The organism is Leclercia sp. UBA7405, from assembly GCF_037152215.1.
Lineage (GTDB): Bacteria > Pseudomonadota > Gammaproteobacteria > Enterobacterales > Enterobacteriaceae > Enterobacter > Enterobacter pneumoniae.
In genome coordinates, this window is sequence record NZ_JBBCMR010000001.1 from 1,786,910 (window position 1) to 1,807,621 (window position 20,712).

20 protein-coding genes are annotated in these 20,712 nt (G+C 55.8%); 9 read left to right on the plus strand and 11 right to left on the minus strand.

The features are described 5' to 3' along the window. Positions 1–15: 15 nt before the first annotated feature. Positions 16–1,218: an MFS transporter gene (locus WFN75_RS08735; protein WP_336996035.1), complete on the minus strand. Its 1,203-nt coding sequence runs from the start codon at positions 1,216–1,218 to the stop codon at positions 16–18. A gap of 115 nt (positions 1,219–1,333) precedes the next feature. Here WFN75_RS08735 and WFN75_RS08740 point away from each other — a divergent pair, with 115 nt between their 5' ends. After that, positions 1,334–2,290 carry an AraC family transcriptional regulator gene (locus tag WFN75_RS08740; RefSeq protein WP_336996036.1) on the plus strand — a complete coding sequence of 319 codons (957 nt, stop codon included), beginning with the start codon at positions 1,334–1,336 and terminating at the stop codon, positions 2,288–2,290. Positions 2,291–2,342: 52 nt separating this feature from the next. Here the strand turns inward: WFN75_RS08740 and WFN75_RS08745 are convergent, their stop codons facing one another. Beyond that, the gene (locus WFN75_RS08745; RefSeq protein WP_040075218.1) at positions 2,343–3,092 is read right to left on the minus strand and encodes a phage antirepressor KilAC domain-containing protein; all 750 of its coding nucleotides are present in this window, start codon (positions 3,090–3,092) and stop codon (positions 2,343–2,345) included. Positions 3,093–3,233: 141 nt separating this feature from the next. Next, positions 3,234–4,019, minus strand: a complete 786-nt coding sequence (locus WFN75_RS08750; protein WP_040075216.1) for an OBAP family protein — start codon at positions 4,017–4,019, stop codon at positions 3,234–3,236. A 227-nt stretch (positions 4,020–4,246) separates the two neighbouring features. Between WFN75_RS08750 and WFN75_RS08755 the strand changes: the two genes are divergently transcribed. Further along, a complete protein-coding gene (locus WFN75_RS08755) occupies positions 4,247–5,923 on the plus strand; it encodes an alpha,alpha-trehalase (RefSeq protein ID WP_207291901.1) in 1,677 nt (558 codons plus the stop codon). 37 nt (positions 5,924–5,960) lie between these two features. On the opposite strand, the gene WFN75_RS08760 is transcribed toward WFN75_RS08755, so the two are convergent. Next, positions 5,961–6,215, minus strand: a complete 255-nt coding sequence (locus tag WFN75_RS08760; protein WP_046885150.1) for a GlsB/YeaQ/YmgE family stress response membrane protein — start codon at positions 6,213–6,215, stop codon at positions 5,961–5,963. A 204-nt stretch (positions 6,216–6,419) separates the two neighbouring features. On the opposite strand from WFN75_RS08760, the gene ycgR reads away from it, so the two are divergent. Continuing rightward, positions 6,420–7,151: a flagellar brake protein YcgR gene (gene ycgR / locus WFN75_RS08765; RefSeq protein ID WP_286782399.1), complete on the plus strand. Its 732-nt coding sequence runs from the start codon at positions 6,420–6,422 to the stop codon at positions 7,149–7,151. Positions 7,152–7,187: 36 nt separating this feature from the next. On the opposite strand, the gene emtA is transcribed toward ycgR, so the two are convergent. Then, positions 7,188–7,799, minus strand: a complete 612-nt coding sequence (emtA, locus tag WFN75_RS08770) for a membrane-bound lytic murein transglycosylase EmtA (RefSeq protein ID WP_040075211.1) — start codon at positions 7,797–7,799, stop codon at positions 7,188–7,190. 113 nt (positions 7,800–7,912) lie between these two features. Between emtA and ldcA the strand changes: the two genes are divergently transcribed. Both ldcA and WFN75_RS08780 read left to right on the plus strand, forming a co-directional pair. After that, entirely contained in the window at positions 7,913–8,827 is a 915-nt protein-coding gene (ldcA, locus tag WFN75_RS08775) for a muramoyltetrapeptide carboxypeptidase (RefSeq protein WP_336996037.1), read from the plus strand. Positions 8,828–8,924: 97 nt separating this feature from the next. Next, positions 8,925–10,658 (plus strand): potassium/proton antiporter, encoded by a 1,734-nt coding sequence (locus WFN75_RS08780; RefSeq protein ID WP_336996038.1) that lies wholly within the window; start codon positions 8,925–8,927, stop codon positions 10,656–10,658. A gap of 252 nt (positions 10,659–10,910) precedes the next feature. Here the strand turns inward: WFN75_RS08780 and dadX are convergent, their stop codons facing one another. Together dadX and WFN75_RS08790 are read right to left on the minus strand one after the other, a co-directional pair. Further along, positions 10,911–11,981 (minus strand): catabolic alanine racemase DadX, encoded by a 1,071-nt coding sequence (dadX, locus tag WFN75_RS08785; RefSeq protein WP_207291904.1) that lies wholly within the window; start codon positions 11,979–11,981, stop codon positions 10,911–10,913. Between the two features lie 13 nt (positions 11,982–11,994). Further along, positions 11,995–13,293 carry a D-amino acid dehydrogenase gene (locus tag WFN75_RS08790; RefSeq protein WP_040075206.1) on the minus strand — a complete coding sequence of 433 codons (1,299 nt, stop codon included), beginning with the start codon at positions 13,291–13,293 and terminating at the stop codon, positions 11,995–11,997. 323 nt (positions 13,294–13,616) lie between these two features. Between WFN75_RS08790 and WFN75_RS08795 the strand changes: the two genes are divergently transcribed. Then, positions 13,617–15,149, plus strand: a complete 1,533-nt coding sequence (locus WFN75_RS08795; protein WP_040075205.1) for a SpoVR family protein — start codon at positions 13,617–13,619, stop codon at positions 15,147–15,149. 31 nt (positions 15,150–15,180) lie between these two features. On the opposite strand, the gene fadR is transcribed toward WFN75_RS08795, so the two are convergent. Next, a complete protein-coding gene (gene fadR / locus WFN75_RS08800) occupies positions 15,181–15,900 on the minus strand; it encodes a fatty acid metabolism transcriptional regulator FadR (RefSeq protein WP_336996039.1) in 720 nt (239 codons plus the stop codon). A 196-nt stretch (positions 15,901–16,096) separates the two neighbouring features. Here fadR and nhaB point away from each other — a divergent pair, with 196 nt between their 5' ends. Further along, on the plus strand, positions 16,097–17,635 hold the full coding sequence (gene nhaB, locus WFN75_RS08805) for a sodium/proton antiporter NhaB (RefSeq protein WP_212475646.1): 1,539 nt from the start codon (positions 16,097–16,099) through the stop codon (positions 17,633–17,635). A 144-nt stretch (positions 17,636–17,779) separates the two neighbouring features. Then, entirely contained in the window at positions 17,780–18,310 is a 531-nt protein-coding gene (gene dsbB / locus WFN75_RS08810) for a disulfide bond formation protein DsbB (RefSeq protein ID WP_040075202.1), read from the plus strand. Positions 18,311–18,353: 43 nt separating this feature from the next. Here the strand turns inward: dsbB and WFN75_RS08815 are convergent, their stop codons facing one another. The 3 genes from WFN75_RS08815 to WFN75_RS08825 form a co-directional block, all read right to left on the minus strand. After that, positions 18,354–18,794, minus strand: a complete 441-nt coding sequence (locus WFN75_RS08815) for a YcgN family cysteine cluster protein (RefSeq protein WP_040075201.1) — start codon at positions 18,792–18,794, stop codon at positions 18,354–18,356. A gap of 94 nt (positions 18,795–18,888) precedes the next feature. Beyond that, positions 18,889–19,548 (minus strand): fumarylacetoacetate hydrolase family protein, encoded by a 660-nt coding sequence (locus tag WFN75_RS08820; protein WP_046885141.1) that lies wholly within the window; start codon positions 19,546–19,548, stop codon positions 18,889–18,891. A gap of 46 nt (positions 19,549–19,594) precedes the next feature. Next, entirely contained in the window at positions 19,595–19,870 is a 276-nt protein-coding gene (locus tag WFN75_RS08825) for a YcgL domain-containing protein (RefSeq protein WP_040075199.1), read from the minus strand. Between the two features lie 124 nt (positions 19,871–19,994). Here WFN75_RS08825 and minC point away from each other — a divergent pair, with 124 nt between their 5' ends. Next, positions 19,995–20,702 carry a septum site-determining protein MinC gene (gene minC, locus WFN75_RS08830; RefSeq protein ID WP_046885140.1) on the plus strand — a complete coding sequence of 236 codons (708 nt, stop codon included), beginning with the start codon at positions 19,995–19,997 and terminating at the stop codon, positions 20,700–20,702. The last annotated feature ends 10 nt before the right edge of the window (positions 20,703–20,712 follow it).

The window sequence follows — 20,712 nt, forward strand, 5'->3', positions numbered from 1 at the left end:
CGCCGATAAAGGAACTCACTCCGCTTGCCCGGTTACCGGTTTAACCCGCACGCCGGCAAAGACCATCACCATCGCAGCGACCAGCAGCACGCCGCTGGCGGTAAAGACGCCGCTGGCACCGTTAAGATCAAATACCGCTCCGCCCCCTGCCGCACCGGCGCTGATGGCCAGTTGAATGGAGGCCACCATTAACCCGCCGGCACTTTCCGCTTCATCTGTGACCGTAGTGGCAAGCCAGGTTGACCAGCCCACCGGCACCAGCCCAAAGGCAAACCCCCACAGCGCTACCAGCAGACCATCCAGCATCGCCAGGTGCCCGAAAGCCGCCATCAGCAGTGCCAGGATACCCATGGAAAAAGGCACCAGAGCCAGCGTGAGACGGAGGTTTCGCGCCAGCAGGTGTCCGGCAATCGAGGTCCCCACAAAGTTGGCAATACCAAAACCGAGCAGGATCAGAGAAATGGTCTCGACGCTCGCCTGGCCTACGGTCTCAAGGAAGGGGCGCAGATAGGTGAAGAAGGCAAAATGACCGCTGAAGATGAGGATGGTGGCCAGCAGGCCGCCGACCATTCCGGGGCGGCGGAGTACATGCAGCAACGTGCGCAGGCTGCCGCTGTTTTCCGGACGCATAGCAGGCAGTACCCACAGCTGCCAAAGCAGCGCCAGGCCGCTGGGGATCGCACAGAGGATAAAGACGTTACGCCAGCCAATCAGGCTGCCAAGATAGCTGCCGAGCGGTGCGGCGACCACTGTGGCAATCGACACGCCGGAGAAGATGATCGCCAGCGCTTTTGGTACATCGGCGGGGGGTACCAGGCGCATGGCGGTGGCCGTGGACATCGCCCAGAATCCGCCTATCGCCACGCCCAGCAGCAGACGGCCTGCCAACAGTACCTCCAGCGAAGGGGCAAATGCCACCAGCAAGCTAGAGACAATCTGCATGATTGAGAAGAACATTAACACCCAGCGCCGATCGATGCTTTTGGTCGCCGGGGTGATCAGCAAACCCGTCACCAGCGCCACCAGCGCAGTGGCAGTCACGGTCTGCCCTGCCACGCCCTCGCTAACGCCCAGGCTTGCCGCCATTGGAGTTAGCAGGCTGGCAGGCAGAAACTCGGCGGTAATGAGCCCGAAGACCCCCAGCCCCAGTGACCAGACCGCACGCCAGGCGGGTCTGGCAGGGGTTAAGGCCTGGCTGGCCGCGATAGATGAATTCATCTGTTATTCTCCGGTTATTAAAATGTGACATCTGTCGCAAATAATAGGAAGTTCACCCCGGACGATCTATGACATATAATCTCCAATTATTGATTAATCGTCCGGAGTTGCCGTTATGACCCTCCATGCCCCTGATTTGATCAGCGAAATGCTGCGCGGAATGCGCCTCTCCGGGGTGAAATATCGCCGTATCGAAGCCAGCGCCCCCTTCGGCGTAGCGTTCAGCCATGCGCCCGGAAAGGCGCAGTTTCACTTTATTAGCCGGGGTCCGGCGGTACTGAAAATGGAGAGCGGCGCAACCTTTGCCCTCAACAGCGGCGATGCGCTGTTTATTCCCAACGGTAATTCACATGCCCTGCTCTCGGACGAACATGCCGACGTTACGCCGGTGTCGGCCTTCCCCAGCGAGCCGATTTGCAATTCGGTATGTGATATTCACTGCGAGCTGTGCCCGGACAGTGAGAATGTGATTATTTTCAGTGGATGTATGGATTTCGAACTGGGGGGGATGCAGCCGCTGATCCGCGCCATGCCGGAAGTGATGATGGTCAGCCGACTCATGTCCACCTGGCCTGAAATTCACCCGTTACTGGCCGCGATGGAGCGCGAATCGACAGCCCAGCAGGTGGGTTTTGCCGGGATACTCGCCCGTCTGGCAGACGTGGTAGCCGCGCTGATCGTGCGCGGCTGGGTTGAATCCGGCTGCGGCAAAGCCACGGGTTGGGTACAGGTGCTGCGCGACCCACGTCTGAGCCGGGCGATTTATGCCATGCACCAGCAGCCAGGCATAAACTGGAGCGTGGCGGAGCTGGCCAGAGAGGCGGGGACATCGCGCTCGGTCTTTGCTGAGCGTTTTCTCTCCGCCACCGGCACGACGCCGGCCAAATATCTGGGCGAGCTTCGGATGCGGCTGGCGATCCAGTATATCGGGCAGGAAAATCAGGCCATCGAGACCGTGGCGCTGCGCCTGGGATACAGTTCGCTGGCGGCCTTTAGCCGGGCGTTTAAGCGTATCGTCGGCCATTCGCCGGGGGCGCTGCGCGAGACAAGCCAGGTGCCTGAGGAGATTTGACCCTCTCGCCCCCGGCCTGGCGCCGGGGTACGAAGGGTGATGTACGCGGGGGTTAGAGCCAGTTTTGCCCTGGGGTTGCCCCCTCGCTGCGCTCATCGCGCGGTACCTCAATCAACAGCGAAGAGAGGTGTTTTGCCCACAGTCCGGCAACCCATTTCACGCCGCGCGCCGTAAAGCGAGCCTGAGACCAGCTGTGCTGGTTTTCACCCACGCCGCTGTGCAGGGTAAAATAGCCCGCCTCAATATGATGCTGCGGCGGTACCAGGGTTCCCCCCACGCGCTGCATGATATTACGCTCCAGTAAAAATGCCCGGAACGCAGGCTCTTTCGCGTTCAGCATTTTACAAAGCTGACGAAAGCCCAGCGATGTATTCACGCTAATGAACTGATCAAAAAAGGCGGCCTTTGGGGCGGAACGGGCAAGTTCCTCCTCCGCACGCTGGCGTTTTTCATACTGCTCGGCCCACGCGCGCGCCGCCGCTGCCGGATTAGTGAAATCAGGAAGATTGACGCTTTTCTCTCGCTCCTGCCAGCGATCCAGCATGGTGGCGGTAAAGGCCGGAGAGATGCGCGACACCGTCAGCAGTGAGTCGCGTTTGTTCAGCAAAAACTCCTGCCGCATTTCACCTTCACGCTCATAAACACTCGCCGTCACCGGCTGCGAAAGACGTTGCGCCGTTTCCAGGCTTTTAACCATGCGCTTCACCTCGGTATGGGTCATACCGATCACCTTCGCGATTTCACGGCTGCTGATGGTGGCAGGCTGCTCATAGGACGGGAAACTTTCAACAGGAATTACCATAGGATTCACCCCTCACTCATACAATACTCGGGTAATTTGCTCTAATAGTATACAAATGCCTGTTTAAATATCCAGTATATTTTTTGCCCGTTTTACGACGCGTGCTGGCCTACCACTAACCGGATCCCATCTTTATGATCTTTAAGGTGAATGCTGTTCAGACGTGCCGAAATGCGCGGTATCACCCTTGCCATGCTCTCCACTTCCCTTCACGCGCTGGAGCTGTATGACCTCCCCGTGCTGCCAGGCGTTGGCCCCCTTCGCCACCGGGTGCGCGACGATATCAGCGCGCTGACGTTTAATCTCCTGCGTATTGATCTTCAGACGACGATCGCGATCCGCCAGCAGCCCAGGATCGAGTTGCCCTTCTCCCGTGAAGCCCATCATCAGTGCCGGTATACCCAGCGGCAGGTTTTTATCCCGATCGGTATGCCAGGTGTGCCAGGTCTTGCCGTAGGTGTTCACAATTTTTTTCATTAACGCCTTATCCGCGACGGCAGGCAGCCCCGGCGCCACCAGACTCCCTGATTTCACTTCGTACTGATGGCTGTGCCAGAGTTTTTTCTCTTCTGGCGGTAAGGTGTTAAAGAGACGTTCGCTGATGATGTACTCCACTCCCATCAGCCGGGCATCCCGGGTATTACCATCATAAATGACCGCCTGCATGACATCGTCATTCAGTACCGTCACATAATGATGGGCCTCCATTTGTCCATTTTTATCCCCGCTATAGAAATGGAAACCATCCAGATAAGCGCTAATGGCATCAATAGGGGGGCGAGACTGAATGACTTGCGCACCCGTTTCCAGCGTACTGAGAGTCGCGGAGGTCTTCTCTCCGGGGATCGGCGTTTGCGGCGGCGTGTTATTCGCCCCGCAGCCGACAAGCATCACCATGGCTGGAACGAACAGAGACAGAAATTTCATGAGCACTCCCTTTATGTTAACCCGGTTATGAAGGTAGTGCAGGCTCGGGAATTAATCCGGTGAAAAGGCAAAAAAGCGCACTTTTACTCTGGCACCTGCGCAGCGGTAAATTGTCTGTAACTGCGCAAAATGCCGTATCCGGCACGCGAAATGTTTCAGATTCGTCTAAGGTTTTCAAGTGATTGATGACAGCGGACACGCTGCTCAGCAACTTAAGGAGAATCACCATGATAACACCTCAACTGCGCCCTGCGCTGCGGCTGGCAATGGGTGGCATATTGCTTGGTTTTAGCGCCTGTAGCCTTGCCGACGATGCCCCTGCCGGGCAGCCGCAATCCCCTGATATCCTGTTTGGTCCGCTGTTTAATGATGTACAGAGCGCCAAGCTCTTCCCCGACCAGAAGACCTTTGCCGATGCGGTGCCAAAAAGCGATCCGCTGATGATCCTGGCCGATTACCGTATGCAGCGAAATCAGTCCGGCTTCGATCTGCGCCATTTTGTGGATATGAACTTCACCCTGCCCAAAGCGGGCGAAAAGTATGTTCCCCCCGCAGGACAGAGTCTGCGTGAACATATCGATGGTCTCTGGCCCGTGCTGACGCGCACCACCGATACCGCCGGCAAATGGGACTCCCTGCTTCCGCTGCCTAAGCCGTACGTAGTGCCGGGCGGCCGTTTTCGTGAAGTCTATTACTGGGACAGCTATTTCACCATGCTGGGGCTGGCGCAGAGCGGCCACTGGGATAAGATTGCCGATATGGTGGCGAACTTCGGGCATGAGATCGACGCCTGGGGACACATTCCTAACGGCAACCGCAGCTACTACCTGAGCCGCTCCCAGCCGCCTTTCTTCTCACTGATGGTAGAGTTACTGGCGACCCACGATCCCGAGGCGCTGAAGCAGTACCGTCCTCAGATGGAGAAAGAGCATGCCTACTGGATGGAGGGCGTCGATGCACTCCAGCCGGGCCAGGCTAATCAACGCGTGGTGAAACTGGAGGATGGATCCATTCTCAACCGCTACTGGGACGATCGTGACACGCCGCGTCCGGAGTCGTGGATGGATGATGTGACTACCGCCAAAAACAACCCCGATCGACCAGCGACGGAGATCTACCGGGATCTGCGTTCTGCGGCCGCTTCCGGCTGGGACTTCAGTTCGCGCTGGATGGACGACCCGAAAAAGCTGGGCACCATACGCACCACCAGCATTGTGCCGGTGGATCTGAACGCCCTGATGTTCAAGATGGAAAAACTGCTGGCAAAAGCCAGTCAGGAAGCGGGTGACAGCGCCGCGGCCAGCAAATATGACGGCCTGGCGAGCGCACGTCAGAAGGCGATGGAGAGCCACCTGTGGAATGATAAAGAGGGCTGGTATGCCGATTACGACCTGAAAACCAAAAAGGTCCGTAACCAGCTGACCGCCGCTGCACTCTTCCCGCTGTATGTGAATGCGGCTGCGCAGGATCGCGCCGATAAAGTGGCGAAGGCCACCGCGTCGCGTCTGCTGAAACCCGGTGGCATTACTACCACTACCGTTAACAGCGGTCAGCAGTGGGATGCCCCAAACGGTTGGGCGCCGCTGCAGTGGGTCGCAACCGAAGGGTTGCAGAACTACGGGCATAAAAAAGTGGCGATGGATGTGACCTGGCGCTTCCTGACCAACGTACAGCACACCTACGACCGGGAGAAAAAATTGGTGGAGAAATATGACGTCTCTACCACCGGCACGGGTGGCGGTGGCGGCGAATATCCGCTGCAGGATGGTTTCGGCTGGACTAACGGCGTGACCCTACAGATGCTGAGCCTGGTTTGTCCTAAAGAGAAACCGTGCGATAGCCTGCCCGCAAACCAACCCGCGGCAAACGATGAGCCTGCCCCGCAGGCTCAGGCCGCGCAATAAAGAAAAAGGCCCTCAGATGAGGGCCTTTTTTACGACGTTATGCGCGACGTAACAACCTGAATATACCCAGCACAACGATGGCGCCGACCACGGCGACCAGGAAACTGTGCAAATTAAAACCAGATACACTGCCGCCGATACCGAACATGGTGGCCAGCCAGCCGCCCACGACAGCACCCACGACGCCCAGGACACAGGTCAGAATAAAGCCGCCGCCATCACGACCAGGCATAATAAACTTGGCGATAACGCCAGCAACCAGACCAAATACAATCCAGGCGATGATACCCATAGCGATGCCCTCTTGCTTTGAAAGGTGCGCGAGACACCTGTCCGCGCAGGTAATGTAAGTATAGGCAATGGTGAGAAAATCATTTTCTTCTCACTGACTTAATTCGCCCGGCTCGGCGAAAAAAATCCCTGGTTTGTATTAAGTTCTGCGCAGGTGCTGCCGATAACTCAGGGATAGTCTCTCAATATCGAGGAGCCCCAGGGCGTGAGTAATTACAGTGAGCAGTTCCTGAAAAACAATCCGCTGGCTGTGTTAGGTGTATTACGGGACCTGCAAAAAAATGATGTCCCGGTGCGTATTAGCTGGGGCAACAACCAGTTTATTAGCAAGATTCTCGACCTCTCACCTGATAACGTGATTATCGACCTGGGTAGCCAGGACTATGAAAACCGCGCGGTGCTGCGCGCCGAGAGCCTCTGCGTCACGGCAGATACCAAAGGCGCCAAGGTTGAATTCACGCTGCCGGCATTTGAAGAAGGAGAGTATCAGTCGCTGCCTGCTTTCGTTGCCCCCCTGCCCGATTCCGTCTGGTTTATTCAGCGTCGCGAGTTTTTCCGTATTCCTGCGCCACTGCACCCTGCTTACTACTGCAGAGCCAAAATGCCGGACAAGAGTGAACTGCGCTTTCGCCTGTATGACCTCTCGCTGGGGGGGATGGGCGCATTAATGGAGGGCGCGAAACCGGAGTCGCTGGTGGAAGGAATGCGTTTTTCGCAGCTTGAACTGGATATGGCGAACTGGGGGGTATTTCGCGTCGATGCCCAGCTGATCTCCGTGAGCGAGCGGCAAGTGGTGGACGGTAAAAACGAGACCATTTCTACCCCGCGTCTCAGCTTCCGCTTCCTGAACGTCAGTCCGGCGGTTGAGCGCGACCTGCAACGTATCATCTTCTCACTGGAACGCGATGCGCGCGAGCGCGCGAACAAAGTGCGCTGAGGATAACCGGGCAGCGTGGGGCTGCCCGGCCTGTTTTTACATCGCGTCCATCGCTTTCTGTACTTTCCAGATATAGCGCGGTGCCTGCGGAGCCGGATGGTTTTGCACTACGTGATCGTAAAACTCCTGCTTATTAAGATCGTTGATCTCGCTTATTGCCTTTTTACGATCCGACGAGAAGGTTCGCAGTAACGCGCCTGCCCCGTTCACGTATGAGACCACCAGCGCATATTGCATCACTTCCGGATCTTCAATTCCCTTCAGAATGCCGTGTTCGAGAATACTCAGATAGGCCGTGCCCATCGAGATATTGCGCTCCGGGTTTTTCAGCTCGCTGGTAGAGGGCTCACCCTTCCAGCCCATATAGCGATACACTTCGCGCCCGGCCGTGGAGGCTTTAAGCTGCATCAGCCCAACCGCGTTGGATTTACTCACCAGCGTCGGATTACCACCCGACTCCACCGCGATAATAGCGGTGATCAACCGTGGGCTCACCCCCCATGCCGCACCGGCTTTTTCGGTGATAGGCATCCACTGCATAGCGCGTTTGACCGGCACTTCCGGGTTCCAGGGTTGTTGTTTGTAATCCTGCTTCGACGAACAGCCCGCCAGCAATACCATCAAAAAAGCAAACCATCTCAATTTCACGTCATCTATCCTTATGGCCAGTCATCGCAGCTGCCCTCTCATCCACTTGCTGAAGGGCAATAACAAGCGGCATGATATATACATTTGGTTTTATAAGTCAGCAAGGAAATGCCATGTCTCAGTTTCATCTTATCGCTCCGTCCGGGTACTGCATAAACCAGGAGGCGGCGCAGCGGGGAATAGCGCGTCTCATTGAGAGCGGCCATAGCGTACAAAATCAGACAATTGTACCCCGCCGCCAGCAACGTTTCGCCGGCACCGAAGCGCAGAGACTGAACGATATCAATGCGCTAGCCACGCTGCCCGGCGCTGATCAAATTGTGATGGCGGTACGCGGCGGCTACGGTGCCAGCCGCCTGCTGGAGCAGATTGACTGGGCAGGGCTGGCGAGACGTCAGCAGCAGGATCCGCTGCTCATCTGCGGTCACAGTGATTTTACCGTGATTCAGTTGGGTCTGCTGGCACTGCACAATGTCATCACCTTTAGCGGCCCCATGCTGGCGGGCAATTTCGGCGCCCCGACGCTGGATGCCTTTACCATCGATCATTTCTGGCGGGCGCTGAGAAATCCTACCTTCACCCTGGACTGGCAGGGTCAGGGCCCCCGTTGCACCTGCGAGGGTCAACTCTGGGGCGGCAACCTGGCGATGCTGGTATCGCTGATTGGCACCCCCTGGCTACCCGTCATTGAGAACGGCATCCTGGTGCTGGAGGATATCAATGAGCATCCGTTCCGTGTTGAACGCATGCTGTTGCAGCTACATCATGCGGGTATCCTCGCGCGCCAGCGGGCGATTGTACTGGGCAGTTTTAGCGGCGCAGCGGCCAATGATTACGATGCCGGCTACGATCTGCAAACCATGATCGATTACCTTCGTAGTAGAGTAGCGGTACCGGTGATCGCCGGACTCGATTTCGGCCACGAACAGCAGACGGTCACGCTGCCGCTGGGTGCGCAGGCAGTCCTTTTAAACGATGAAAAGGGCACCTCTTTGACGGTTAGCGGCCATCCGGTCATAAAGTCATAAAAAAAGGTGCTTAACCGCCTCATTTAAACGCTGTGAGTGTCGTTAATATGTTAGGGTTTTAATAACAGTCACAGCGTCAGGCGGGAGTAAGCAAACATTGGATGCCGCAGCAATAATCAGTCTCTTTATCCTGGGTTCAGTTCTTGTAACCTGTAGTATTTTATTAAGTTCGTTTTCTTCCCGTCTCGGCATACCTATTCTGGTTATTTTCCTGGCTATCGGCATGCTCGCAGGCGTTGATGGCGTGGGCGGTATTCCTTTCGATAACTACCCCATGGCGTACATGATCAGTAACCTCGCGCTGGCGGTGATCCTCCTTGACGGCGGCATGCGCACGCAGGCGAGCTCCTTTCGCGTAGCGCTGGGCCCGGCCCTGTCGCTGGCCACGGTCGGGGTGCTTATTACCTCAGGCCTGACGGGAATGATGGCGGCATGGTTATTTAAGCTGGATATCATGGAGGGGCTGCTGATTGGCGCCATTGTCGGCTCTACCGACGCCGCCGCGGTGTTTTCTCTTTTGGGAGGCAAGGGGCTCAACGAACGTGTCGGCTCCACGCTTGAGATTGAATCCGGCAGCAACGATCCCATGGCGGTATTTCTTACCATCACGCTGATTGAGATGATTCAGCAGCACGAAACCGGCCTCAGCTGGATGTTCGCCTGGCACATCATCCAGCAGTTTGGTCTGGGGATCATTATCGGTCTCGCCGGGGGGTATTTGCTCCAGCAGATGATTAACCGTATTTCGCTGCCTGGCGGTCTCTACCCCTTACTGGCGCTCAGCGGCGGGATTTTGATCTTTGCCCTTACCACCGCGCTGGATGGCAGCGGCATCCTGGCGGTTTATCTGTGCGGCTTTTTGCTGGGTAACCGGCCTATCCGTAACCGGCACGCCATTTTGCAGAACTTCGACGGGCTAGCCTGGCTGGCACAAATTGGCATGTTCCTGGTGCTGGGGCTGCTGGTGACCCCGTCCGATCTGCTGCCAATTGCCGTACCGGCGCTGCTCTTATCGGCATGGATGATCTTCTTCGCGCGTCCACTGTCGGTGTTTGCTGGCTTGCTGCCGTTCCGCGGATTTAACCTGCGCGAGCGCATCTTTATCAGCTGGGTTGGTTTACGCGGCGCGGTGCCGATCATCCTCGCCGTCTTCCCGATGATGGCGGGGCTGGAAAACGCCCGCTTGTTCTTCAATGTGGCCTTCTTTGTGGTGCTGGTCTCGTTACTCTTCCAGGGGACCTCGCTGGGCTGGGCGGCCAAAAAAGCCAAAGTGGTGGTGCCGCCGGTCGGCTGGCCGGTCTCCCGCGTCGGGCTGGATATTCATCCGGAGAACCCGTGGGAACAATTTGTCTACCAGCTCAGCGCCGATAAGTGGTGCGTGGGCGCGTCATTGCGCGACCTGCACATGCCCAGCGAAACACGCATCGCCGCGCTGTTTCGTGATAACGCTCTGCTGCACCCGACCGGCAGTACGCGCCTGCGCGAGAACGATATTCTCTGCGTGATTGGCCGCGAGCGAGACCTGCCTGCGCTGGGCAAGCTGTTTAGCCAGTCGCCGCCGGTGGCGCTGGATCAGCGCTTCTTCGGTGATTTTATTCTGGAGGCCAGTGCCAAGTTTGCCGACGTGGCCTTGATCTACGGTCTTGATGAAGGTCTGGAGTATCGCCAACAACAGCAGACGCTGGGTGAGATTATTCAGCAACTGCTAGGCGCCGCGCCGGTAGTGGGTGATCAGGTGGAGTTTGCGGGGATGATCTGGACCGTCGCTGAGAAGCAAGATAATGCAGTCCTGAAGGTGGGTGTTCGCGTTGCTGAGGATGCTGAAGAGTAGCGGTCTTGCTTACGGCAATCTGAAGTTTGTAATGCCGATCAGTTAAGCACGGGGAATTGTTCCGTTCACCTCATGTCCAGCGGAATATAGCATTACACCACCCGTGAACGTGACAAGGGGGACCATCGGGTCCCCCTTGTCAATCCCTACGTCCCTGAGCAGGCCCAGAGGTAATGGCATAAAACGGAGATGGTTTAGTTAACGGAACAATGCCAACCGACTTAGCTGGCTGGCATGACAATCCGCGTTAAGTTACACCGTCACGACCGGTACCCGCGGTGCCAGGGCGCACATCAACTCGTAACCTATGGTGCCTGCCGCTGCGGCGACATCATCAATTTTTATCTCGTTGCCCCAGAGCTCAACCGGTGAACCGATACCCGCCTGCGGGCACGGCGTTAAGTCAATGGCCATCATATCCATTGAGATAGCGCCAACGGTGCCGGTGCGTACCCCATCCACCCATACCGGGGTACCGTTGGGGGCGATGCGTGGATACCCGTCGGCATATCCCCCCGCCACGATGCCGATCCGCTGCTCCCCGCTGGCGCGGTAGCGGCTGCCATAACCTACGGCATCACCCGCCTTCAGGGTCTGTACGCCGATAATTTCGCTGCGCAGGGTCATCACCGGTTTTATTCCGCTATTGGCTACATCCTGCCACTGACCCGACGGCGAGGCGCCGTACAAAATGATGCCGGGGCGTACCCAGTCGAAATGGGCCTGAGGATGCCAGAGCGTGGCCGCCGAGTTAGAGAGCGAGCGCGGGCAGTTAAGCCCCTCGGCCGCCTGTTCGATACGCGCCATTGGCGCGGTAATTCCGTCGGGCAGTTCTGATTCGGCGAAGTGGGACATTAAGGTCATTTCGCCCACATTCTGCATGGCGCGCAGCTGCTGCCAGACGCTGTGCACCCGCTCAGGTGGGAAGCCCAGCCGATTCATGCCGCTGTTGACCTTCACGTAGATATCCAGCGGCGCGTGCAGTTTCGCATTTTGCAGAACTTTGACCTGCCAGTTGCTGTGAATGCTGGTGGTAAGACGATATTTATCCAGCAGGGGTAACTCATCCGCATGGAAGAACCCCTCGAGCAGCAAAATCGGCCCTTTCCAGCCGCGCTCACGCAGCAGGATCGCCTCTTCAAGATTGAGTAAGGCAAAACCATCGGTAGCACTTAAGGCGCTCCAGATGCGATCCAGACCATGGCCATATGCATTGGCTTTGACCACCGACCAGACGCGTGAAGCTGGCGCAGCGCGACGCACAACCTGCAGGTTATCCTTCAGGGCCTGCAAATCGATCTGTGCCAGAACGGGACGGGACATGACGACTCCTTTATTAGTTATGTGCGCCGTGCAGGTGTTGTGCGCGTGACGGAGAGTATCCCGGACGATAGCGCGCCACACTTAAATCATCAAACGGAATTGCCGGCGTCCGCCCGGAGATCAAATCGCTCAGCAGCTGACCAGAGCCACACGCCATGGTCCAGCCCAGCGTGCCGTGGCCGGTATTGAGCCACAGGTTTTTAAACGGCGTGCGGCCTACCACAGGCGTACCGTCCGGCGTCATCGGACGCAACCCGGTCCAGAAAGTGGCCTGCTCGATAACACCGCCGCGTGGGAAAAGATCCCCGACGACCATCTCGAGCGTTTCACGCCGCGGCTGCAGCAGCTCGGTGTTAAAGCCGACAATTTCAGCCATGCCACCCACGCGGATGCGGTTATCAAAGCGGGTGATGGCAATTTTATAAGTCTCATCGAGAATGGTCGAAACCGGGGCGCCACTCTCCTCTTTCACCGGGATGGTGAGCGAGTAGCCCTTCAGCGGATAGACCGGAATGTCGACAATGCCTTTCAGCATGGCGGTGGAGTATGAGCCAAAGGCCATAACGTAGGCGTCAGCTTTGACCACCTCTTCCCCGCATTTCACGCCGTAGATTTTTTCCCCTTCGTACAGCAGCTGATCGACAGCGGTGTTGTAACGGAATTTCACCCCTGCCTGCTCCGCCATCAGTGCCAGGTTCTGGGTGAAGAGCTGGCAGTCGCCGGTTTCATCGTTAGGCAGACGCAGGCCGCCGGTCAGTTTATGCGCCACGTCCGCCAGCGCAGGCTCAATTTGGGCCAGTTGACTGGCTTCCAGCAGTTGATAAGGCACGCCCGCATCCTCCAGCACCGCAATATCACGGGTGGCGTTCTCGTACTGCTGCGCCGTGCGGAACAGCTGCAGGGTGCCGCCCTGCCGTCCTTCATACTGGATATTGGTGCTGGCGCGCAGCGCTTTCAGGCAGTCGCGGCTGTATTCGGCCAGGCGCACCATGCGGCCTTTATTCTCCATATAGTGGCGCGTGTCGCAGTTACGCAGCATCTGCCACATCCACTTCAACTGAGACTGGGTGCCATCCAGGCTTATCGCCAGCGGCGCATGGCGCTGGAACATCCATTTAATCGCCTTCAACGGCACACCGGGTGCCGCCCATGGCGCCGCATAGCCTGGCGAAATCTGCCCCGCGTTCGCGGCGCTGGTCTCCAGGGCCGGGCCCGGCTCCCGATCGATGACGGTCACATCATGTCCCGCCTGACTCAGATACCAGGCGCTGGTTACGCCAACGACGCCACTTCCCAGTATGACAACACGCATAGCCACTCCGTTAATAAGCAAAAGAACAATCTTCTGATTACAGATTGATAACTCAGATGAAAATATTATTCAACATACGGCTTTTTTATGGTGACTTATCTCACACCTTCCCCATCAGGCGGGGATGGGCGTTATTTGGCATCTCCTGCTACGCGTCATTTTTAACCAGTATAAAATTCTGCCGGCACCCCATTTCACCCCGTATTGAAAACGGGAAATCGCAAAGAAAAAAATCCTGCGCCAGCACGCTTTTGAATGGGGTGTTCTATGCTTGAAAAGAGGTTCTCCAGACAGAGAGAGCTAATCACAATGAGGGCGCGCTAATGGCTACTATTGATTCGATGAATAAGGACAGCACACGTCTCAATGACGGACCCGACTGGACCTTCGAGCTGCTGGATGTCTATCTGGCAGAAATCGATCGGGTGGCAAAGTTGTACCGTCTGGATACCTATCCTCATCAGATTGAGGTCATTACCTCCGAACAGATGATGGACGCCTACTCCAGCGTCGGGATGCCCATCAACTATCCGCACTGGTCATTCGGCAAAAAATTTATCGAAACCGAACGCCTCTACAAGCATGGCCAGCAAGGGCTGGCGTATGAAATTGTGATTAACTCTAACCCCTGCATTGCCTATCTGATGGAAGAAAACACCATCACCATGCAGGCGTTAGTGATGGCCCACGCCTGTTACGGACACAACTCTTTCTTTAAGAACAACTATCTGTTCCGTAGCTGGACCGACGCCAGTTCGATTGTTGATTATCTGATTTTCGCCCGAAAATACATCACCGAGTGCGAAGAGCGCTACGGCGTGGATGAGGTGGAGAAGCTGCTCGACTCTTGCCACGCGCTGATGAACTATGGTGTGGATCGTTACAAACGCCCGCAGAAGATCTCTTTGCAGGAGGAGAAAGCGCGGCAGAAAAGCCGCGAAGAGTATCTGCAAAGCCAGGTGAATACGCTATGGCGTACCCTGCCAAGACGCGAGGAGGAGAAGGCCATGCCCGAGGCTCGCCGCTATCCCTCCGAGCCGCAGGAGAATCTGCTCTATTTTATGGAGAAAAACGCCCCGCTGCTGGAGTCCTGGCAGCGTGAGATTCTGCGCATTGTGCGCAAGGTGAGCCAGTATTTCTATCCGCAGAAACAGACCCAGGTGATGAATGAAGGCTGGGCCACCTTCTGGCACTACACCATCCTTAATCACCTGTATGACGAAGGCAAAGTGACCGAGCGCTTTATGCTGGAGTTTCTGCATAGCCACACGAATGTGGTGTTCCAGCCGCCCTATAACAGCCCCTGGTACAGCGGGATCAACCCCTACGCGCTGGGCTTTGCCATGTTCCAGGACATCAAGCGTATTTGCCAGACGCCGACAGAAGAGGACAAGTATTGGTTCCCGGACATCGCCGGTTCAGACTGGCTGACAACGCTCCACTTCGCGATGCGCGACTTTAAGGATGAGAGCTTTATCAGCCAGTTCCTGTCCCCCAAAGTGATGCGCGACTTCCGCCTGTTCACGGTCATGGATGACGATCGCAATAACTATCTGGAGATTTCCGCGATTCATAATGAAGAGGGATACCGTGAGATTCGCAATCGCCTCTCCTCTCAGTACAACCTGAGTAACCTTGAGCCCAATATTCAGGTATGGAATGTGGACCTGCGGGGCGACCGTTCATTAACGCTGCGTTATATCCCGCATAATCGCGCGCCGCTGGATAAGGGACGCAAAGAGGTGCTGAAACATGTGCATCGTCTGTGGGGATTTGACGTCACGCTGGAGCAGCAAAACGAGGATGGCAGCGTGGAGTTACTGGAACGTTGCCCTCCGCGAATGAACACGCTGTAAACAAAAAAGCCTCTCGATGAGAGGCTTTTTTTTAGTGACCGTGAATGGCCAGATCGCCGGGCAGCGTCTTCTGCATACGGTGCCAGATCTCACCACTCTCATGACCGTAGCGGCGTACGGTTTCGTATACCTGATCGTGCTGGTTTTCTGAACAGAGCTCGCTGAGCTTGTGGTAAAAACCGAGCGCCAACGCGCGGGCTTCCGGATTGGCGAAGTAGTGACGCCCAATGCGGGTATACAGACCTTTCATTCCGTTCAGGATCAGCCCGTAAATTGGGTTGCCGGAGGCAAAGGCCAGGCCGCGGAAGATGTTGTAATCCAGGGTGGCAAAGGCATCGGCATGATCTTCAACTTCGGTTGCACGGGCCAGCACTTCCAGCGCCTGGTCCGGATGCTGGCGGAATGCCGTGCGGATGAAGATAGTCGAGATGTTCGTGCGCACAGAGAGCAGGTTATCGATCAACTGCGGTACACTTTCATGATCGAGGCGCGCCAGCGTTTCGAGGATGTTCAGCCCTGATGTCTCCCAGAAGTTATTCACTTTAGTCGGTTTGCCATGCTGGATCGTCAGCCAGCCATCGCGGGCCAGACGCTGCAACACTTCACGTAAGGTAGTACGGGTAACGCCAATCAGTTCAGAGAGTTCTCGTTCAGCGGGAAGGATCGATCCAGGTGGGAAACGGTTATTCCAGATGCTTTCGATGATGTACTCTTCCGCGAAACCCGCCGGGCTTTGCGCCTTAATGACCATAGTGAGATTTCCATTACACAGCTTTTTGCTAATGGACTCATCATACCAGAGGCAGGCAGAGGCAGATAGCGCAGCGACGCGAGAAAAAAGGGATCGCTGTTCTATTTTTGTCAATTTACGTCTGCCTCCATGCCCCCTGTGCAGCTCAGTTGCGTATACTTAAATTGTAATTATGTGATGGGCAAGGAAATCTGCTGTGGAAATCTCTTATGGGCGCGCTTTTTGGCGCAATTTTTTAGGTCAGTCGCCGGACTGGTACAAACTGACTCTTCTCGCATTTTTGATTATCAACCCGGTGATCTTTTTCATTCATCCCTTCACCGCGGGCTGGCTGCTGGTGGCGGAGTTTATTTTCACCCTGGCGATGGCGCTAAAATGTTATCCGCTGTTGCCCGGTGGGCTGCTGGCCTTCGAGGCGATCGTGATCGGCATGACCAGCGCGGACCACGTGAAAACAGAGCTGGCGAATAATCTGGAAGTCTTGCTGCTGCTGATGTTTATGGTGGCAGGGATCTTCTTTATGAAGCAGTTGCTGCTGTTTATCTTCACGCGCCTGCTGCTGAGCATTCCGTCAAAGACCCTGCTCTCCCTTGCTTTCTGCTGCGCAGCCGCATTCCTGTCGGCGTTTTTGGATGCGCTGACGGTAGTGGCGGTGGTCATCAGCGTCGCCGTGGGCTTTTACGATATTTATCACCGGTTCGCCTCCTCGCGCCCGGCAGAGACGCTACAGGATGACAGCCATGTCGATGCCCAACAGCGCGATGTGCTGGAGCAGTTTCGCGCCTTTTTACGCAGCCTGATGATGCACGCCGGGGTGGGTACCGCGCTGGGTGGCGTCATGACCATGGTCGGCGAGCCGCAGAACCTGATTATCGCTAAAGCAGTGGGCTGGGGCTTTGGTGACTTCTTCCTGCGCATTGCACCCGTTAGCGTGCCAGTTCTGGTGTGCGGGCTCTTCACTTGCTGGCTGGTGGAAAAGAGAAAATGGTTTGGCTACGGGACTGAACTGCCTGCCCCGGTACGCCAGGTGCTGCAGGATTATGATGCGAAAAGCCGCAGCCAGCGGACTCGTCAGCAGACGCTTAACCTGATTGTCCAGGGGGTCATTGGCGTCTGGCTGATCATTGCCCTGGCGTTTCATCTTGCTGAGGTAGGCCTGATTGGCCTGTCGGTGATTATTCTCGCCACCTCGCTCACCGGCGTGACCGACGAACACGCCATCGGCAAGGCGTTTACCGAGGCGCTGCCTTTTACCGCTCTGCTGGCGGTCTTTTTTGCGGTGGTGGCGGTCATTGTTGATCAGCAACTGTTTGCGCCTATTATCCACTTTGTTCTGCAGGCCGAGCCGGACGCGCAGCTCACGCTGTTTTATCTCTTTAACGGCCTGCTGTCGTCGATTTCGGATAACGTCTTTGTAGGCTCGGTCTATATTAACGAAGCCAAAGCGGCGCTGGAGAGCGGAGCCATTGATCGCCAGCAGTTCGAGATGCTGGCGGTGGCGATCAACACCGGGACTAACCTCCCCTCGGTTGCCACTCCAAACGGTCAGGCCGCCTTCCTCTTCCTGCTCACCTCTGCGCTGGCCCCACTCATCAGGCTCTCTTATGGCCGCATGGTATGGATGGCGTTGCCCTACACGGTGGTCTTAACGCTGGTTGGTTTGTTGTGCGTCAAAATTATGTTGATTCCTCTTACCCACTGGATGATCGGGGCGGGTATACTGGCCGCGCAATAAGTCAGTCAAACCGGGCAGTCAGATGCCCGGTTTGACTTTCCGCATGATAAATATCCGATTACGTTTTATTTTTCGCTGAGCAGGTGGCGTGTGAAATGAATTCGTTTACACTGCGCTTTCTAAGCATGTCCCAGGGAAATGATTATGTTGAGATTTTTGAACCAGTGCTCGCGCGGTCGCGGAGCGTGGTTATTGATGGCGCTGACCGCCTTTGCGCTGGAAATGGTCGCGCTGTGGTTCCAGCATGTGATGCTGCTGCAACCCTGCGTGATGTGTATCTATGAGCGTTGTGCACTATTTGGCATTATGGGTGCCGGTCTGGTCGGCGCTATCGCGCCGAAGACGCCGTTACGCTACGCGGCTATCGCCATCTGGTTATACAGCGCCTGGCAAGGCGTTGAGCTGGCCTGGCAGCACACCATGATCCAGCTGCACCCCTCGCCGTTTATGACCTGCGATTTTGCCGCTCGCTTCCCAGGCTGGCTGCCGCTGGATAAATGGCTGCCGCAGGTGTTCGTGGCATCGGGCGACTGCTCTGTGCGTCAGTGGGAGTTTCTGTCACTGGAGATGCCGCAGTGGCTGGTTGGTATTTTTGCGGCTTACTTCATCGTGGCGCTGCTGGTACTGATTGCCCAACCCTTCAAACCGAAAAAACGCGATCTGTTTGGTCGGTAATGAATGCGAATAAAAAAACCCGCCTCGGCGGGTTTTTTTATGCTTAACGATTGGGATGATTCAAAATGTGGTCTTCCCAGTCGCGCACCTCAGACTCTTTCACCGCAATATGGCGTACCGAAATACGCTCGCCGTGCATCGCCGCTTTCGAACCGGTTAATAACGGGTGCCACGTCGGTAAACCTTTCCCTTCCGCCAGCAGACGATAGGCGCAGGTATGCGGCAACCACTCGAAGGTTGGCAGGTTATCGCGGGTCAATTTTATGCAGTCCGGCTCAAGCTCGAAGCGACGCTCATAATTACGACACTGACAGGTTTTAATATTGAGTTGGTTGCAGGCGACGTTAGTGAAATAGATCTCATCAGAGTCTTCATCCATCAGCTTATGCAGGCAGCACTGCCCGCAGCCATCGCACAACGATTCCCACTCCGCGTCGGTCATTTCGTCGAGAGTTTTGCTTTGCCAGAAAGGGATTTCGCTCATAAGGATGTCCACACGTCAAAAAGAAAGCGCACCTTATAACCAGTCTGGCACGGGGATGCAAGTTTTGCCGCCCATTAGCGGCGGCAAGCTGTGCTTACAGCACGCGGGTTTTCAGCGACTGGCCGTTAAAAGCCACTTCCAGTTCATCCCCGCTGTTCAACGGCCCAACCCCATCCGGGGTGCCCGTCAGGATCACATCACCCGGTTTCAGGGTGAAGAAACGGCTCATATAGGCAATAAGCGGGACGATTTTATGGATCATGTCTGCCGTGGTGCCTTCCTGACGCACTTCGCCGTTCACCTTGAGGCTGAGCGGGGTATTTTGTGGATCGTCAGGAAATTCAGAAACAGGCACAAATCCGGAGATCGGGCAGGAATTATCAAAACCTTTGGCTTTTTCCCACGGCTGACCGGCTTTTTTCATTTTGCCCTGTAGGTCGCGCAGCGTCAGATCCAGCGCCACACCATAACCCGCAATCGCCTTCTGGACATGCTCTTCCGAGGCCTGACGAAGCGTTGCGCCAATCAGTACCGCCAGCTCAACTTCATGATGGACTGATCCCAGCCCCTGCGGCAGGGCCAGCGGCTGGCGAATATCGCAAAGCGCTGTTTCAGGCTTAATAAACAGCACGGGTTCGTCCGGAACCGCGCTACCCATTTCCTGAATATGCTTCGCATAATTACTGCCTACGCAAACTACTTTACTTACAGGATAATCGAGTAATGCCCCTTGCCAGTTATGATGCTGATACATAATCGTCCCCTAAAAGGTTAATGTGACGCTGACAGATAATTCTGAACTACTTTTTTCCCTGCTCCGCAAGATGCTGTTTAAGTAAATTCTCCGGAGGAGGAGGAAGTTGTAAATAATAGCCTTGCTCGGCCAGTGCGGTTTTTACTTTTTCGAGGTCGGCATTGATCAATTTTTTACGGCCATCCAGCGGCAGAAGCATCGCCAGCTGGCGTGGACCAAACTGCTTCAGTAATTCTTCAGGTACGCGGGAAAAATCGTCTTTTTTTTCGACATACAGATAAGCCTGGTCGCGTTTGGTACTTCTATAGATCACACAAAACATACTTTTACTCTGAATTAATGGGTGGTTGCTTGCCTCAATATAATAGTGACTATAACATGCCTGATACTCTTCGGAATATCGCGTCGGATACGTCGCGGTTCAAAGCAAATTGAGTAAGGCCAGGATGTCAAACACGCCCATCGAGCTTAAAGGCAGTAGCTTCACCTTATCAGTGGTTCATTTGCATGATGCAAAACCCGAGGTTATTCGTCAGGCGTTAGAAGACAAAATCGCTCAGGCGCCCGCATTTCTAAAACATGCTCCCGTGGTCATTAATGTTAGCGACCTTGACGCACCGATCAACTGGCAGCGCCTGCAGCAGGCGGTGACCTCTACCGGACTACGGATCGTGGGCATTAGCGGCTGCAAAGATGCCGAACTGAAAGCTGAAATCGATCGGGCTGGCCTGCCGCTGTTGAATGAAGGCAAAGAAAAAGCCCCACGCGCCGCCCCCACCGAGGCCGCTCCGCCTGCCCCGCCGGTTGAAATTGATAGCACAGTCACAAAAACGCGATTGATTGATCTGCCGGTTCGTTCCGGTCAGCGCATTTATGCGCCAAACTGTGACTTAATTGTGACCAACCACGTTAGCGCGGGCGCGGAACTGATCGCGGATGGCAATATTCATATTTATGGCAGCATGCGTGGACGCGCGCTGGCCGGCGCCAGTGGCGATCGCGACGCGCAAATTTTTTGTACCCACCTGTCGGCGGAGCTGGTTTCCATCGCAGGGGTTTACTGGCTGAGCGATAAAATCCCGGCCGAATTTTATGGCAAAGCGGCGCGTCTGCAACTGGCAGATAACGCTTTGACTGTTCAACCGTTGAATTGATCCCTTTTTA

What these genes read in the sequence shown, in the direction of transcription:
- ldcA (WP_336996037.1), top strand. Translation starts at nt 7,913, where the DNA reads ATGTCTCAGTTTCATCTTATCGCTCCGTCCGGGTACTGCATAAACCAG.
- dadX (WP_207291904.1), bottom strand. Translation starts at nt 11,981, where the DNA reads ATGTCCCGTCCCGTTCTGGCACAGATCGATTTGCAGGCCCTGAAGGAT.
- dsbB (WP_040075202.1), top strand. Translation starts at nt 17,780, where the DNA reads ATGTTGAGATTTTTGAACCAGTGCTCGCGCGGTCGCGGAGCGTGGTTA.
- WFN75_RS08825 (WP_040075199.1), bottom strand. Translation starts at nt 19,870, where the DNA reads ATGTTTTGTGTGATCTATAGAAGTACCAAACGCGACCAGGCTTATCTG.
- minC (WP_046885140.1), top strand. Translation starts at nt 19,995, where the DNA reads ATGTCAAACACGCCCATCGAGCTTAAAGGCAGTAGCTTCACCTTATCA.
- WFN75_RS08735 (WP_336996035.1), bottom strand. Translation starts at nt 1,218, where the DNA reads ATGAATTCATCTATCGCGGCCAGCCAGGCCTTAACCCCTGCCAGACCC.
- WFN75_RS08820 (WP_046885141.1), bottom strand. Translation starts at nt 19,548, where the DNA reads ATGTATCAGCATCATAACTGGCAAGGGGCATTACTCGATTATCCTGTA.
- WFN75_RS08760 (WP_046885150.1), bottom strand. Translation starts at nt 6,215, where the DNA reads ATGGGTATCATCGCCTGGATTGTATTTGGTCTGGTTGCTGGCGTTATC.
- WFN75_RS08740 (WP_336996036.1), top strand. Translation starts at nt 1,334, where the DNA reads ATGACCCTCCATGCCCCTGATTTGATCAGCGAAATGCTGCGCGGAATG.
- WFN75_RS08815 (WP_040075201.1), bottom strand. Translation starts at nt 18,794, where the DNA reads ATGAGCGAAATCCCTTTCTGGCAAAGCAAAACTCTCGACGAAATGACC.
- WFN75_RS08750 (WP_040075216.1), bottom strand. Translation starts at nt 4,019, where the DNA reads ATGAAATTTCTGTCTCTGTTCGTTCCAGCCATGGTGATGCTTGTCGGC.
- WFN75_RS08755 (WP_207291901.1), top strand. Translation starts at nt 4,247, where the DNA reads ATGATAACACCTCAACTGCGCCCTGCGCTGCGGCTGGCAATGGGTGGC.
- WFN75_RS08745 (WP_040075218.1), bottom strand. Translation starts at nt 3,092, where the DNA reads ATGGTAATTCCTGTTGAAAGTTTCCCGTCCTATGAGCAGCCTGCCACC.
- WFN75_RS08790 (WP_040075206.1), bottom strand. Translation starts at nt 13,293, where the DNA reads ATGCGTGTTGTCATACTGGGAAGTGGCGTCGTTGGCGTAACCAGCGCC.
- fadR (WP_336996039.1), bottom strand. Translation starts at nt 15,900, where the DNA reads ATGGTCATTAAGGCGCAAAGCCCGGCGGGTTTCGCGGAAGAGTACATC.
- WFN75_RS08795 (WP_040075205.1), top strand. Translation starts at nt 13,617, where the DNA reads ATGGCTACTATTGATTCGATGAATAAGGACAGCACACGTCTCAATGAC.